Below are 15820 nucleotides of genomic sequence, written 5' to 3'. Positions count from 1 at the left end.
TCTACAAGGACTATTCCATGACGACGCCAAGACGACTGCGCTATGCCATGATCGGAGGCGGACCCGGCGCCATGATCGGACCGATCCACCGCATCGCCGCCCGGCTGGACGATCGGTGGGAACTGGTCGCGGGAGCCCTTTCGTCCGACCCCGACCGCGCGGGGCAGGGCGCGGCAGAATGCCGGATCGCGCCCGACCGCAGCTATGCCGACTGGCGCGGCCTGATCGCGGCGGAAGCGGCGCGCGGCGATGACCGGATCGATGCGGTCGCCATCGTCACACCCAATCATCTGCACGCCGCGCCAGCGATCGCTGCGCTGGAGGCCGGGTTTCATGTCATTTGCGACAAGCCGCTGGCCGCAACGATCCAGGAAGGACTAGCTATTGCCCGAGCCGTCGCGGCTTCGGGCCGGGCATTCGTGCTGACCCATACTTATACCGGCTATCCGATGGTTCGTCACATGCGGGCGATGGTGGAGTCCGGCCTGCTGGGCACGTTGCGGATCGTGCAGGCCCAATATGCGCAGGACTGGCTAACGACTCCGCTGGAACAGCAGGATAACAAGCAGGCCGCCTGGCGCACCGATCCAGCGCGGTCCGGGGGGGGCGGGGCGTTGGGCGATATCGGCACCCACGCCTATCACCTGGCGAGCTACGTTACGGGCTTGCGCGCCGACGCCCTGTGCGCCGATCTCGATGCCTTCGGCGCAGGGCGCAGGCTGGACGATAATGTCCATCTGCTGCTGCGCTATCCAGGCGGGGTCAAGGGCATGCTCTGGGCGACGCAGGTTGCCCCCGGCAAGGGAAATCAGCTGAAGCTCGGGTTGTTCGGCAGCGAGGCCGGCGTGGAATGGGATCAGGAAAATCCCAACCAGCTACGCTTCACGCGCATGGGCGAACCGACCCGGATCATCGAGCGTGGCAACGACACCATGGGTATAGGGGGCTATACCACGCGCCTGCCCGGCCATCATCCGGAGGGCTATCTGGAAGCCTTTGCCCAGCTTTATGCCGATGCCGCCGACCTGATCCTGGCGAAAGAAAGTGGCGCCGAGACAGGCGGCGTGAATCTGCCCGGTATCGAGGACGGGTTGGAAGGCATGCGCTTCATCGCAGGCGCGATCGCGTCCAGCACGGCGGGCGCATGGCTGGCACGGGACCAGTGGTCTATGACCGTGTAATGGGCCTTCCGCCCATCCTCGTCACGTAGCCGGTGGCGAGGATGGCAGGGCCTGTCGCCATCTTTTGTACCCCAGCACGGCCAGACCGATCATCGCCGCATAGAGGCCAGCGGTCAGCCACAGATGCTTGAACGCGAACATGCCGACATAGACGATGTCGACGATGATCCAGAGCAACCAACTGGCTGCATGACGGCGCGCGGTCCAATATTGGGCGACGAGGCTGAAACTGCTAAGTGCCGCATCTATCCAAGGCAGCGACGCATCGGTGAAGCGATGCATGATCCAGCCGATCGCAAGGGCGCCCACCGTGCCGGTCGCAAGCCCCGCGATCGCCATGGGCAACGACAGGGGCGCGACCGCAACCTCGCCCGTTTCTTCCCTGCCCCGCGCCCATTGGAGCCAGCCATAAAGGATCGCGATGCCGAACAGCGCCTGCAACAACATGTCGGCATAAAGGCGCACGTCGAGAAAGATTTTGAAATAGAGCACGCAGGCGAGCAGGTTGACCGGCCAGCATAGCATACGGCGCTTCGCCGTGAGCCATATGCCGAGAAAGCTGACCGCGACGGCGACGATTTCCAGCATGGACATCAGGCCAGCGCCTCTTGTGCGAACCGATGCAGGAAATCCTGCCCAGATGCGGACAGGAACCAGTCGGCATGGCCGATCAGGTAATCCTGCCAGGCGACACACGCCTGATCGGGATCACCCACGATACCGGCGAAATAGTCGATTTCCGACAAGGCGAATTCGACATGGACCAGCGGCAACAGGCGGATGAGCGTATCGATATCGGCCCGGCTGAGCGGGGCGATCGTCTGATAGCCTGTCAGGATCGCGAGGGCTGCATCGACATTTCCCTGCGCGTCTTCCCGCCCCAGTTCCAGCCAGCGAAAGGCCGTACGCTCGATCGCGGTGGCAAGGTCATGGAGCGCGCAAGTCCGGGTTGCCAGTCCGAAATCGATGATGCCGGCGACCCTGCCGTCGTCCGACCAGAGGAGGTTGGAGGGATGCCAGTCATTATGGGTCCAAAGCGGCGGCTGGTCAGGGACATCAGCACTCAACGCCGCGAACAGGCGCACCAGTTCCTGCTGCCAGCTCTTGTCCGCCAGCCAGTCAGCCAGCGCCGGACGCACAGCGACATAGGCCTCCGCCGCCGCCATCGGATCACCAGCAGGCAGGATGGTAAAGCTGGCGATCAGCGGATGGGTACCCCGCGCGGGCGCCGCGAAACCCTGTGCTGCGCGATGCAGCCGCCCCAATGCCACGCCGGCTTCATGAGCATGGACCGGCGTCATGAAGGGCGTCCAGGACTGGCGATCGCGATACAGGTCGAGGCCCGGCGCAGCACGGTGCAATTCATAGGTCCATTCGCCCAATGCAAGGGCACTCGCGCCATCCGTCGTCGCCACGACCTCCGGCACCGACAGGCCGGCGCTGGCGAGATGAGCCATGAACCCATGTTCTTCCGCCAGCCCGGCAGGCGTGCGGAGGCGTTGATGATGGCGCTTGAGAAAATGGACGCCCCGATCGGTTTCGATCAGGGCAGCCGCCGAAAAGGGGCGCGGCGAATGCCAGCTCAGGCCGGTCAGCCGACCCGCGGTCGGGAAGCGGGCCAGCACGGTTTCCGCCTCCGCCGATGTGATGGCAGGCCATGTCGGCGCCTCCAGCGCCATTCCCATGCCATGCACGAGATGCCCGCCGCTCATGGGTCAGAAGGCCCGCGACAGCGTCGCCACGAAGGCCCGCCCGCTGCCGATATAGTAGCTGGGCGTCGAACCCGCGATCAGCGTGCCGTTGCGACCGATCGTATCGCGCGCATTGCTGCTGATCGCATAGACGCCAGACAGGACGCGCGGATTGGTGACGTTGATCGCATTCAGGCGCAGATCCATGGCGTTTGCGTCGATCAGCCCGGCCAGATGCAGGCCGATCGCCAGGTCCAGCGTGGCATAGCCCTTGATACTCTCGTCATTCATGAAAGTCGCATATTGGCGGCCGACATATTTGAGCGCGCTGCTGCCGAACAGGCGGCCGTCATCATAGGTGCTGCCAAGGGCGAACTGGAAGCGCGGGGCAGATACAGCCTGCTTGCCCTTGGTCGGCAACAGGTCGCCGCCTACCAGCAGATCGTCGTCCAGCCGCGTGTGCAGATATTCGCCCGAGGCATAGAGGCTGAACCCCTGGAACGGGCGATAGTCGATTTCGCCATCGACGCCGTAGCTGGTCTGGCTGCCGCCGTTGATCGTCGAATTGACCAGCGCGCCGCCGCTATTGACCACCGTCGCCACCTGACGATTGCGGAAATGATAGTGGAAACCGGTCAGTGAGAAGGACAGGTTCGGCCCGATATAGCGATAGCCCAGTTCCTGCGCGACGCTATATTCATTCTTGAGCGCTTGTGTGCCCTGACTGACCAGTTCGCCGCCATAATAGCTGTTGTAGAGCGCGAACTCGTTGGGGGTGCGGAAGTTCGTGGTGATGTTGGCGAACAGCTGCTGCCGCTCGTCCAGCCGGTAATGGACTGCCGCGCGCGGCAGGGCGGCGAAGCTGTCGACATGCACCGTCGACTGCGGCCCCGGCAGATAATTGCGACCATTGCGCAGCAGGCTGACGCCCTTGAAACCCACATCCACGGTCAGACGCGGGGTGACCGCGATGCTGTCCGCCAGAAAAAAGCCCTTGGTCACGGTGACAGTGCGTTGGTTTTCATAGGCAAGCAGCCGCCCGTCGGCGGTGCGGATCGCCTTGTCCTGATAGCCCCATGCGTCGACCGGCCGCCCGTTCGCGTCGATCGATGTATAGCTTTGCGTCACGCGGTCGGTGCCATAGTCGAACCAGAGGCCCGCGGTGATACTATGGACACCCGCCTGCAAGGTCAGCTTGCTCACATCGCCGACGCGCTTCTGCTTGCCGGTCCAGTTGCCAAGCACCGTCGCCACGCCATCCGCCGCGCCGGGCAGCGCGATCGGCTGCGTCAGTTCCTCTGTGCCAAGGAAATTGCCGGTGGTGGCAAGCTGCGTGCCATAGGGCGAATTGCCATGCCCCATTTGCAAATAGGCGCTGCTGTCGAAGGTCAGGCTGTCGCTCAGCCGGATATGCACCGGCGCGGCGAAATAGAGGTTGCGGAACGGCGCGCGATAGAGGCGCCAATAGCCGGTGTCGCCATCGGTATAGCGTTTCGTGAAGTTGAAGCCGCGTCCGCCCGCCTGCCAGTCCGCCATGGTGGGACTGGGATAGGTCGACGTGATCGCGTCATTGTAGGAGACGGCAAGGCTGGCACGATTGCCCGCGCCCCATTCGTGCAGCAGCTTCGCGTCGATATGCTGGCGCTTGTCATAGCCCGCGCCGCGCCAGTTGTCGGCGCGGTTGTTGGAATAGGAAATGAACGCCTTGAGCCCGCTATTGCCGATCTCCCCGGTGTCGAACCGCAGGAAGGCGCGCCGCTGGTCGTAGGAACCGACCGCCAGGTTGACGATGCCGCCCATTGCCGCCTTGGGATCGTTCAGCGTCAGCGACAGCGTCCCGCCCGCCGCCGCGACGACCGGCGCGTCGATGTCGGCCGCGCCCTGCGCCAGCGCGATCCGCCGCACATTCTCAGCATCGGCGAATTGCGAGGGATAGGCATAATAATAGCCGATGTCGTTCTGCGGCGCGCCTTCCAGCAATATGCCGATCTGGTCCTGCCCTAACCCACGCAGCGTCAGGCTGGACGTTGCGGACAGGCCATAGGGATCGCTGGACGACACATTCGCGCCGGGCAGAAGATTGACCAGCTGAAAGGCGTTGAGCGTCGGCGCCTGCTTGCTGATGAAGGCTTCGGCGATGGAACTGACCGCCTTGGGCGCGGTCTGGTCGGGCAGCAGGCCCTGCGGATCGGGATAGCCCGTAACCTCTATGGTCGCGCGATCCTGTTCATCACCCTCTGCCGCCAACGCGGCGGGCGCCACAAACAGCATCGCGGTCGCCAGCGCAGCCCGTCCAACCAAAGTCGCATATATCGTCATCGTCTCACGTCCACTCCACATGGAGGGACTGACGAACGCGCCGCCTTGCCCTCCCTACGCCGGTAATCAGCCGGATCAGGTTCAGCGGGTCGTGGTCTGCCAACCACCTCTCAGCCGCGCGTCAGCGGCCCCCCGGGGATGCAGCGCCTCTAGGCGCAGAAATGCGAGTTGGAAAGTCTTATTACACCATCATTGCGTTCAGCGTCGGCTAATGCGAAATCGACCATGCAGGGGCCAATCGATAGAAAGCTTACCGCAAAGCGCGATTCCAAGGAGAGGCGAACCATTCCGTAACGCCTGGAGATCGCATTTGAAACGCATGGCCATGTTGGCAAGCATGATCGCAACCATGACCCTGCTTCAGGGGTGCGGCCCGATCCATCCGCGATGGAAGAATGACAGTTCGCACGATATCGCGCTGACTTACCTCAAGGGCGGATCGCGCTATGGCGTGACGATCAAGCGCGGACGAGAGGCTGTGCCATTCGCCCCGGTCGATTTCCAGAGCGTCGACACGATCGAAATCAACGATGCCGGCCAGCTATACCGCTTCGACCATAGCGAGATAGTGCGGCTCCATTCGCAATGCGGGCATGGTTTCGCCTGCTGGATACGCTATGACGACAGGCATCAATTGCATGTGTCCACCAGCGCGCCCTCCCCCGCTAAAGTGTGAGCCGTCTATGCGGTCGTACCTCAGGAGCATTCCGGATCGCAAATAATTACATATATTTCAAAATCTTGCACATCATTGCACGGACGACAAATATCATTTCACATTTCAGAATATTCCGTATATATGAATAGTTGTCAGCGATCATCAAATGCGCAGTGAGACGCAGCATGAAGAACTGACGGGAGGAGAGGATGATATTGTCGCGAAATGCGAAATATTTACCTGTGCATGACATTGATGCAAACAATCGCCGTGCAGCGATCAGCATTCATATACCATTGACATATCGGTCAATGCTCCACCTTAACAATTGAATATATAATCTTTAGTGCAGATCTGGTTCTTCTGACCGTTGCAATACATCAAGAAACGAACGGCAGAATTTTGACTATATTGTATCATAAGCATACAAATGGGGAGGATATAGTGACCAACAGACAGACATTATTGGGTTCCAGCCTGACCGTGCTGGCCTGCCTTGCGGCAGCGCCGACCACATGGGCGCAGGATGCCGGAACGCCAGACCAGACACGGGCCGATACGGCTCCGGCGGCGGCGGACATCATCGTCACCGCCCAGTTCAAGTCGCAGAAATTGCAGGATACGCCGCTCGCCATCACCGCGATGACCGGCGAGACACTGGAAGCGCGCGGTCAGACCAATATTTCCGAGGTCGCGGCGCAAACGCCCAACGTCACGCTGGCGCCGCAAAACGGCTATCTTGGCCCCGGCATCATCGCTTTCATCCGCGGCGTCGGCCAGTCCGATCCCAATTTCGCGCTCGAACCGGGCGTGGGCATGTATATTGACGACGTCTATCTGCCGACACTAACCGGATCGCTGCTAGACCTGATGGACCTCGACCGGGTCGAGATATTGCGCGGCCCGCAGGGTACGCTGGCTGGCCGCAACTCGCTGGGCGGATCGATCAAACTCTATTCGGTCAAGCCCAAGGGCGACGGTAGCGGCATGCTGGAAGCGACCTATGGCAGCTATAACCGCATCGACATGCGTGGTTATATCGACCTGAAACTGGCGGAAAACCTGTTCCTGCGCGTATCGGGCGCCAGCAAGAATCGCGACGGCTATGTCAAACGACTGGATTATGCGCTGACCCATCCGGGGTCGAACGTGCCGACCCAGGCGACCGACGCGAACCCTGAACTGGGCACGCTGGGCGGGCAGAGCTTCATCGCGACCAAGGCCGCGTTGCGCTGGTTGCCGACCGACACTGTCGAAATCAACGTCTCGGCCGACTATACCCGCCAGCGCGACGAGGCTGGCGCCAGCGTGCTGATCTTCGCCAACAAGGCCGGCGTCTTCCCCGGCCCCAGCGCGACCGGCGGGCCGCGTCCCTGGCTGGCCGGCGTCAACGGCGCGCCGGTAGCGCTCAACTGCGCCTTCGTCGCCTTTGGCGTCAATAGTTGCGACACGCCGCCGTCGGGCTACAACAAGAAGTTCATCAGTTACGCTACCTTCACCGACAATGCGACGCGCGACGGACAGATGGCCTATAAGCCGCTGTCGCTCGACCCGCATTCGGACCTCGACAATTACGGTTTTGCCGGCACGATCGACTGGACCATCAGCGACGGGCTGGCGCTCAAGTCGATCACTTCCTACCGCCATTATGAGGCCGACTGGTCCTTTGCCGAAGGCGCGCCGGTCCAGTCCTCCATGTTCGAGCAGCAGCAGACCAATACCCAGTGGAGCCAGGAATTGCGGCTGAGCGGCACGGCGCTCGACCGCCGGCTCGACTATACGGTGGGCGGCTTCTATTTCGATACCAAGGGCAAGTTCACCGGCCGTATCGACCTCAACTATGCCGGCATCGACTTCCTCCATGGCCCCGATCCGACACCGGCGAAGAACAAGGCGCTGTTCGCCAATGTCAGCTTCAAGCCGGTCGATGCGCTGACCCTGACGGGTGGCATCCGGTCATCCTGGGACGAGAAGGATTATGGCTATGTCCGCCGCAATCCGGACGGCACGGCGATCCAGGGCCCATGCGAATTCTTCCTGGGCGCGCCGACGGCCGGCCCGACCGGCGTAGGCAATTCACCCAACTGCCTGCTCTTCGGCCTCAATGGCCTGGGCGCGCATTTCAAGTCGCAGCGGACCGACTGGCGCGTTGCAGCCGATTATCGCTTCTCGCCGGCCTTCATGATCTATGCGCAAGTGTCGACCGGCTATCGTGCGGGCGGCGTCAATCCCCGCCCCTTCTACCCCAGCCAGGTGCGCCCCTTCTCGCCCGAAACCATCACCGCCTATGAAGCCGGCTTCAAATCCGATCTGTTCGATCGCATGCTGCGCTTCAACGTTTCGGCCTTCTTCAACGACTATAAGAATATCATCCTGACCGTGTTCAACTGCCCGACCGACGCCGGGACGGAAGGCACGCCCTGCCTTCAGCCCACCAATGTCGGATCGGCGGACGTCAAGGGCATCGAGTTCGAGACGATGATCCGACCGACGGACAATCTCAGTTTCGATGGATCGCTCAGCTATCTCGACTTCAAATATACGTCACTGGGCAGCGCCAATACCGGTGTGACCATGGACATGGTCCCGCCCTTCACGCCCAAGTGGAAATGGAATGTCGGCGCACAATATGACATTCCCGCTGTCCTGGGCGGCGATCTCAGCCTCCGCCTTGACGGCAGCTACCAGTCGCACATCTATGTCGATGCGATCAATACGGATGCCACCACTGTATCGACCACAGCCGCGGGTGCGGGCGGCGGATCGCTGGCCACGCTGGTCGCGACCAGCCGGATCGATGGCTATTTCCTGGCCAATGCCCGTGCCACCTGGCGTAGCGCGGACGATGGCTGGAGCGCATCGCTGGAAGTCCGCAACCTGACCGACAAATATTATTTCACCTCGATGAATACCAATTTCAGTTCGGTGGGTGTCCTGTCCGGTGCGCCGGGGCTGCCGCGCACCTGGGCAGTGACGATCAAGAAGCAGTTCTGATTGATCGGCGGCGCGGCCATTCGCCGCGCCGCCCTTTTCACGAGGTTCCCATGACACGCTCTTCCCTGCACCTGCTGGCGCCGTTGCTTTTGGCCGCCACCGCCATGTCGGCGCCGGCCGCCAATCCGTCCGATATGCCTGCCGATCCTGTCATCCAGATGCGCGAACATTGGCTGGATGCCGACATCAATGCCTTCAACTTCCGCCATTCGGCCGACATGTTCGAAACCCGCATCGTGGCCCATGGCGACACCGTCCGCGCCCTGCCTGATGGCCTGACGATCACCCCGCCTGCATTCCAGCAAAACGGCGTCACGCGCAGCTATGATGAATGGGCGCGCCGCACCTATACCAATGCGATCATCGTGCTGCGCGACGGCAAGGTGATTTTCGAAGACTATCGCAACCGGTCGGGGCCGTCCGATCGCTTCATATCCTTCTCCATGGCCAAATCGATCACATCATTGCTGATCGGGATCGCGCTCGATCAGGGCAAGATCGCCTCGCTGGACGATCCGGCCGGGAAATATGTCCCCGAACTGCGCAAGGGCGCCTATGGCGATGTGACGATCCGCCAGTTGCTCCAGATGCGGTCGGGGGTCGATTATGACGAACGCTATGATTTCGGCGAAAAACCCAGCGTTGCCGCGCTGATCCACCGCCATGCGATCGTGCTGAACGAAGAGCGGTTTGCCGACCGTGCTGTGACCATTGCCCGCGCCGCGAAGCCCGGTAGTCGCTTCAACTATGCCACATTAGATACCGCGGTGCTGGGATGGGTGCTGGAGCGCGCCACCGGCCAGTCGCTCGCGAGCTTCACCACCGCAAATCTATGGCAACCCGCAGGCATGGAAGGCGATGCCTTCTGGATTGCCGATGGCCCGGACGGCAAGGGGCGCGAATTGTCGGGCATGGGCTTCAACGCGACGCTGCGGGATTATGCGCGGCTGGGCCAATTGATGCTGGATGATGGTTTGCGAGACGGCAAGCCGGTCCTGCCGCGCGGCTGGATCAAACAGGCAACCAGCATGATCCCCTTTGCCCAGCCCACGCCCTTTGGCGGGCGCGGCTATGGCTTCCAGTTCTGGCAACTGGACGACCAGCCCGGCGCCTATACTGCGCTCGGTCTGGCGGGGCAGTTCATCTATGTCCATCCCAAAAGCCGTACGGTCATCGTCAAGCTCAGCCATTATCCGCTGCCCGAACCACCGCATGTCATGGGCGAGACGCTGGCCTATTTCCATCAACTCACCGGGAACTGATTCTCGTCGTCACGGACGGGCGCACGCCGTTCGAAGCCGATAGCGAGAGCGGATGCGGGCTGCGTCAATGCATCGGGGCGAAGGAGGAGATCACCTCTGCTGAGGGACATCTTGCCCATGATGCCATCGTTCAGCAGGATGATGGCATCATGGGCAAGGCTCGTGGGAAGCGCCGACAGGCGATGCGTCCACGCGCCGGCGGTCATGACATTGAGCGCCCGGCACGGACCGCCGATAGCCCGTATCGCCACGGACATGCTGCCGCTGAAGTGCAGAGGCTGGCCGACTTCAGGGCAAACGGACCGGCCGTCAATCTCCATATGGACCGTCGCTTCGTCCAGCAGCAGGAAGCTGCGCGATACGCCGGGCAGGACGGAGAAAGGCGACGGCCGCTCCAAGGTGGCGACGCTGATGCGCCTGTTGAAGCCGCCGTCCGCCCCGCCATCCGACCATAGCACCCGCGTCTCGCCGCCCCCGTTGCGCCAGCGGGACGGCGAGACATCGGCCAGGCGGATGATCTGCATGATTGACGGCTAGAGAATGGCCGGGAGATCGAGCCCCCTGTCGCGCGCGCAATCACGCGCGATATCATAGCCGGCATCGGCATGCCGCATCACGCCGGTCGCCGGATCATTCCACAGCACGCGCTCCAGTCGCCGGGCGGCCTCGGCTGTCCCGTCGGCCACGATCACCATGCCGGCATGCTGGGAATAGCCCATGCCCACGCCGCCACCATGATGGAGCGACACCCATGTCGCGCCGCTGGCCGTATTGAGCAGAGCATTGAGCAGCGGCCAGTCGCTGACCGCATCCGATCCGTCCCGCATCGCCTCCGTCTCCCGATTGGGCGACGCGACGGAACCGGAATCGAGGTGATCGCGGCCAATCACCACCGGGGCCTTCAGTTCACCGCTGGCCACCATGTCGTTGAAGGCAAGGCCCAGACGATGCCGATCGCCCAGCCCGACCCAGCAGATCCGCGCCGGCAACCCCTGAAAATGAATCCGCTCCCGCGCCATGTCGAGCCAACGGTGCAGATGGGCGTCGTTAGGCAGCAGTTCCTTCACCTTGGCATCGGTTTTGTAAATATCCTCCGGATCGCCCGACAGCGCCACCCAGCGGAACGGCCCCACCCCGCGACAGAAAAGCGGCCGGATATAGGCGGGCACGAAGCCAGGAAAGGCGAAGGCGTCCACAACGCCTTCATCCTTCGCAACCTGACGGATGTTGTTGCCATAGTCGACGGTCGGCACGCCGTCCTTCTGGAACGCCAGCATGGCTTCCACATGGCGTGCCATCGACGCCTTGGCCGCTGCGGCAACCGTTGCGGGGTCCTGAACGCGGGTCTGCATCCAGCGCTCGACCGTCCACCCGGCAGGCAGATAGCCGTTGACCGGATCATGGGCGCTGGTCTGGTCCGTCAGCAGATCAGGACGCACACCCCGTGCGTAGATTTCCGGTAGCAGTTCGGCCGCATTGCCCAGCAGGCCGACGGAAATGGGTGAGGTGGCTGTCGTGACGATCCGGATCGCCTCATCCAGACTGTCGGTTGCCCGATCCAGATAGCCGGTGCGCAGCCGCATATCGATCCGACTCTGCTGGCATTCGATCGCCAGACAGGAGGCCCCCGCCATCACCGCCGCCAACGGCTGAGCCCCGCCCATCCCGCCAAGACCGGCCGTGAGCAGCCATTTGCCGGACAGGTCGCCACCATGATGCTGGCGCCCCATCTCCACGAAAGTTTCGTAAGTGCCCTGAACGATGCCCTGCGTGCCGATATAGATCCAAGAGCCGGCCGTCATCTGGCCATACATGGCCAGCCCCTTGCGATCGAGGTCATCGAAATGCTCCCAATTGGCCCAGCGCGGGACCAGATTGGAATTGGCGATGAGGACACGGGGCGCATCGCCATGCGTGCGAAACACGCCGACGGGTTTGCCGGACTGGATCAGAAGCGTTTGATCATCCTCGAGCCGCTCCAGCGTCTCGACGATCCGGTCATAGCTGTCCCAGTCGCGCGCCGCCCGGCCAATGCCGCCATAAACTACCAGTTCCTGCGGATTTTCGGCGACATCAGGATGCAGATTGTTCATCAGCATGCGCATGGCCGCCTCCGTCTGCCAGCTCTTTGCCGTACGGACGGAGCCGGTAGCGGGGCGAATGGTTCGGGTCGGATCAAGACGGTTCACCGGGCAAACTCCAGACAGGATGAAAGAATGGCGGAAAGGACGGATCGCAGCGGTGCGACGCGGTCCGGGCAATAATCGGGCGGCCAGTTGTCAATGGTGACAGGGCCATCCGGTTCGGCAAGATAGGCGCGCATGGCGAGTTCCATCTGGACGGCATGGACACCCTGCTGCGGACGGCCATAATGGCGGCTCGTCCACCCGCCACGAAAGCGACCGTCGAGCACCAGGCTGCGCCCCGACGCGGCCGCCGCCATCGCCACCCGCTGCCGCAGTGCCGGGTCGCAGGTCGCGCCGCCATTGGTTCCGATATTCAGTTCGGGCAGATCCCCTTCGAACAGGCGTGGAATGCGACTGCGGATCGAATGACAGTCATAGACAATGACATGGGTGTTGAGGCGGCGCAGGCGCGCAATTTCGTTTTCCAGCGCTGCATGATAAGGATCGAAATAGGTCGCGCGACGACGGGCGATTTCGTCATCATCCGGCGTTTGCCCACGATAGAGCGGTTCGCCGTCGAAACTGGTCGTGGGGCATAATTCCGTGGTTGCCTGTCCCGGATAGAGGGATGCGCCCGATGGATCGCGGTTGACGTCGATGACGCTGCGCGAGATGCCCGTCGCCACAATCGTCGCATCGGCCAGACCGTCATAGAGCGGTCCTATGTGCCAATCCGTGTCGCGTTGTGCCAGCCAGGGAGATATGAAATCACCCAGTATCGCATCGGGAATCTCGGTGCCGCCATGAGGCATGGCCAGGATCAGCGGACTGTCCGATCGCTTGATCGTAAGCCAGTCAGCCATGATGGACGACCCCCGGCAAAACTCCCCCCAGCGCTGCTATGTCACCCTGACGCACCAGTTCCGTCGCCGCAACCATGTCCGGCGCCATATGGCGATCGTCCGCCAGTGTCGGCACCCGCCCGCGCAATGCGGCGCGAACGGCCTCCACCATGTCACTGGATGTCAGGCCCGCATGGAAATCACATCCCTGCGCGGCCGCCAGCAGTTCGATGCCCAGAACCGCATCCACATTGGCGGCCATCGCCATCAGCCGCCGCGCACCATGGGCGGCCATGGACACATGATCTTCCTGATTGGCGGAAGTGGGAATGGAATCCACCGAGGCCGGATAGGCGCGCTGCTTGTTCTCGCTCACCAGCGCGGCGGCCGTTACCTGCGGGATCATGAAGCCTGAGTTCAGGCCTGGCCTGGGGGTCAGGAAAGCCGGCAGTCCGGAAAGGGCCGGGTCGACCAGCATGGCGATGCGCCGCTCCGCCAGACTGCCAATCTCGCACAATGCCATGGCAATCATGTCCGCGGCAAAGGCGACGGGTTCGGCATGAAAATTGCCGCCCGACAGCGCTTCGTCCGTATCGGCGAAGATGAGCGGATTGTCGCTCACGCCATTGGCTTCGGTGACGAGCGTCGTTCCCGCCTGACGCAACAGGTCAAGCACCGCGCCCATCACCTGCGGCTGGCAGCGCAGGCAATAGGGGTCCTGCACCCGAATGTCGTTTTCCCGATGGCTGGCGCGAATGGCCGATCCGACCATCATCCGCCGCAGCGCATCGGCCGTCTCGATCTGCCCCCGATGGCCGCGCAACGCATGGATACGGGCATCGAACGGTGCGTCCGATCCCTTGGCCGCCTCGGTCGAGACGATGCCGGTGACCAGGGCAGACTGGTACAGACGCTCCGCCTCGAACAGGCCGGCCAGCGCATAGGCGGTGCTGAACTGCGTGCCGTTGAGCAGGGCCAGCCCTTCCTTGGGGCCAAGGTCGAGCGGGGCAAGACCGGCATCGGCGAGCGCGCGCGACGCCGGCATGGTGACGCCATCGACGATCATCTCCCCCACACTCAGCATCGCGGCCGTCATATGTGCGAGCGGTGCGAGATCGCCGCTGGCGCCGACCGACCCCTGTGCCGGCACGACGGGCGTGATATGGCGCACCAGCATGGTTTCGAGCAGGGCAACCGTTGCGGGCCGCACGCCCGAAGCGCCCTGCGCAAGGCTGGCCAGCTTGAGCGCCATCATCAGCCGCGCGATCGGGACCGGCATCGGATCGCCAACGCCCGCGGCATGACTGAGGACGATGTTGCGCTGCAAACTGGCCAGATCCTCGGCCTCGATACGAAGGCTCGCCAGTTTCCCGAAACCCGTGTTGATGCCGTAGACCGGCTCACCACGCGCGACGATGCGTTCTACCGCCGCGGCACTGGCCGCGATCGCGTCCGCGCAGCCGGGATCGAGCATGGGGGATGCGCCATGATAGATGGCGCGCCAGTCGGCATAGCGAATGGCGCCGGGGTTAAGGATCATCGGCCGTTCCTGATACGAGCATGAAGGGGATTGAAGCCGATCCGGTAGACCAGTTCGGCAGGGTCATCGATCGACCAGATGGCAAGATCGCACGCCTTTCCGGCTTCCAGCGAGCCAATGCTTTTGCTCCGGCCCAGCGCGCGGGCAGCGTTGATGGTCATGCCGCGCAAAGCCTCCTCCACGGTCAGGCGGAACAAGGTGGCCGCCATGTTGAGGACCAGCAGCGGCGACGTCAGCGGCGATGTGCCGGGATTGCAGTCCGTCGCCAGAGCGATCGGAACGCCAGCCGCGCGCAAGGCGGCGATCGGTGGCAGCTGGGTTTCGCGCATGAAATAATAGGCGCCGGGCAACAAGACCGCGACGGTGCCGGCTGACGCCATTTCGGCGACATCGGCGGGCGTGGCATGTTCCAGATGGTCGGCCGACAGCGCGCCATGCCGTGCCGCCAGACTTGCGCCGCCCAGAGCCGACAATTGTTCGGCATGCAGCCTGAGCGGCAGGCCCAGCGCCTGCGCTGTCTGGAAAACGGATTGGGTCTGCGCCGGGGTAAATCCGATGCCTTCGCAAAAGGCGTCGACCGCGTCAGCCAGCCCCTCTGCCGCAACCGCCGGCAGCATGTCCTGGCAGATCATCGCGATATAGCCGTCGGCATCGCCGGCGAACTCGGGCGGAACGGCATGGGCGCCCAGGAAGGTCCGCACGATACCCACATCGCGCGCCACGCCCAATTGTCCGGCCGCGCGCAGCATCTTGCATTCATCGGCCAGGGTCAGTCCGTAGCCGGACTTGATCTCGACCGTCGTGACCCCCTCTGCCAGCAGCGCATCCAGCCGTGGCAATGCCTGATCGACCAGTTCCGTCTCGCTCGCGGCGCGGGTCGCGCGCATGGTGGACACGATCCCGCCGCCAGCCCACGCAATATCCTCATAGCTGGCGCCATCCAGGCGCATGGCGAACTCATTCGCCCTGTTGCCGCCGTGAACGAGATGGGTGTGACAGTCGATCAGGCCGGGCGTGATCCATCGCCCTTCGCAATCCAGCAGCTCGGCATCATCGAAACGGGGCGCGTCCGCAGCCGGGCCGGCATAGATGATAACGCCGTCCTCGCACGCCACGACGCCTTGCTCGACCCGGCCCAGCCCCGCATCGGCCATCGTCGCGAGACGGGCATTGCGCCACATTCTCTTTGCCATCAGCACCATCCTTC

The 15820-nt window shown here is 63.0% G+C and carries 12 protein-coding genes and 1 riboswitch; of the genes, 4 read left to right on the top strand and 8 right to left on the bottom strand.

Annotation, left to right across the window (positions count from 1 at the left end; all coding sequences use genetic code 11):
• Window positions 1-17: 17 nt before the first annotated feature.
• The gene (locus ACNHGR_RS20915; protein WP_475288682.1) at window positions 18-1181 is read left to right on the top strand and encodes a Gfo/Idh/MocA family protein; all 1164 of its coding nucleotides are present in this window, start codon (window positions 18-20) and stop codon (window positions 1179-1181) included.
• 21 nt (window positions 1182-1202) lie between these two features.
• Here ACNHGR_RS20915 and pnuC read toward each other — a convergent pair whose 3' ends face one another.
• The 3 genes from pnuC to ACNHGR_RS20900 are packed head-to-tail and all read right to left on the bottom strand — an operon-like array spanning window position 1203 to window position 5143.
• A complete protein-coding gene (pnuC, locus tag ACNHGR_RS20910) occupies window positions 1203-1775 on the bottom strand; it encodes a nicotinamide riboside transporter PnuC (protein ID WP_475288680.1) in 573 nt (190 codons plus the stop codon).
• A complete protein-coding gene (locus ACNHGR_RS20905) occupies window positions 1775-2893 on the bottom strand; it encodes a phosphotransferase enzyme family protein (RefSeq protein WP_475288678.1) in 1119 nt (372 codons plus the stop codon). The genes pnuC and ACNHGR_RS20905 overlap by 1 nt, the downstream gene beginning before the upstream one ends.
• Window positions 2894-2896: 3 nt before the next feature.
• Window positions 2897-5143: a TonB-dependent receptor gene (locus tag ACNHGR_RS20900; protein WP_475289480.1), complete on the bottom strand. Its 2247-nt coding sequence runs from the start codon at window positions 5141-5143 to the stop codon at window positions 2897-2899.
• A gap of 82 nt (window positions 5144-5225) precedes the next feature.
• Window positions 5226-5336: riboswitch (TPP riboswitch) on the bottom strand.
• 204 nt (window positions 5337-5540) lie between these two features.
• On the opposite strand from ACNHGR_RS20900, the gene ACNHGR_RS20895 reads away from it, so the two are divergent.
• The 3 genes from ACNHGR_RS20895 to ACNHGR_RS20885 all read left to right on the top strand — a co-directional run bounded on the left by ACNHGR_RS20895 (window position 5541) and on the right by ACNHGR_RS20885 (window position 10105).
• Window positions 5541-5867, top strand: coding sequence for a hypothetical protein (locus ACNHGR_RS20895; protein WP_475288676.1), 327 nt, complete (start codon window positions 5541-5543; stop codon window positions 5865-5867).
• A gap of 426 nt (window positions 5868-6293) precedes the next feature.
• The gene (locus ACNHGR_RS20890; RefSeq protein WP_475288675.1) at window positions 6294-8843 is read left to right on the top strand and encodes a TonB-dependent receptor; all 2550 of its coding nucleotides are present in this window, start codon (window positions 6294-6296) and stop codon (window positions 8841-8843) included.
• Between the two features lie 50 nt (window positions 8844-8893).
• Complete coding sequence (locus tag ACNHGR_RS20885) at window positions 8894-10105, top strand: serine hydrolase domain-containing protein (RefSeq protein ID WP_475288674.1); 1212 nt, start codon at window positions 8894-8896, stop codon at window positions 10103-10105.
• On the opposite strand, the gene ACNHGR_RS20880 is transcribed toward ACNHGR_RS20885, so the two are convergent.
• From ACNHGR_RS20880 to hutI, 5 genes are read right to left on the bottom strand one after another with little or no spacing between them, the layout of a single operon-like run.
• Window positions 10087-10629 carry a HutD/Ves family protein gene (locus ACNHGR_RS20880; RefSeq protein WP_475288672.1) on the bottom strand — a complete coding sequence of 181 codons (543 nt, stop codon included), beginning with the start codon at window positions 10627-10629 and terminating at the stop codon, window positions 10087-10089. The genes ACNHGR_RS20885 and ACNHGR_RS20880 overlap by 19 nt on opposite strands.
• Before the next feature lie 9 nt (window positions 10630-10638).
• Complete coding sequence (gene hutU, locus ACNHGR_RS20875; RefSeq protein ID WP_475288671.1) at window positions 10639-12294, bottom strand: urocanate hydratase; 1656 nt, start codon at window positions 12292-12294, stop codon at window positions 10639-10641.
• Window positions 12291-13094, bottom strand: coding sequence for an N-formylglutamate deformylase (hutG, locus tag ACNHGR_RS20870; RefSeq protein WP_475288670.1), 804 nt, complete (start codon window positions 13092-13094; stop codon window positions 12291-12293). The genes hutU and hutG overlap by 4 nt, the downstream gene beginning before the upstream one ends.
• Entirely contained in the window at window positions 13087-14613 is a 1527-nt protein-coding gene (hutH, locus tag ACNHGR_RS20865) for a histidine ammonia-lyase (protein WP_475288668.1), read from the bottom strand. The genes hutG and hutH overlap by 8 nt, the downstream gene beginning before the upstream one ends.
• The gene (gene hutI / locus ACNHGR_RS20860; RefSeq protein ID WP_475288667.1) at window positions 14610-15806 is read right to left on the bottom strand and encodes an imidazolonepropionase; all 1197 of its coding nucleotides are present in this window, start codon (window positions 15804-15806) and stop codon (window positions 14610-14612) included. Before hutI ends, hutH begins: the two co-directional genes overlap by 4 nt.
• Window positions 15807-15820 lie beyond the last annotated feature (14 nt).

The organism is Sphingobium sp. RS1 (assembly GCF_056156825.1).
Note: the sequence above shows the minus strand (reverse complement) of the source record. Positions and strands in the feature narration are given on the sequence as shown.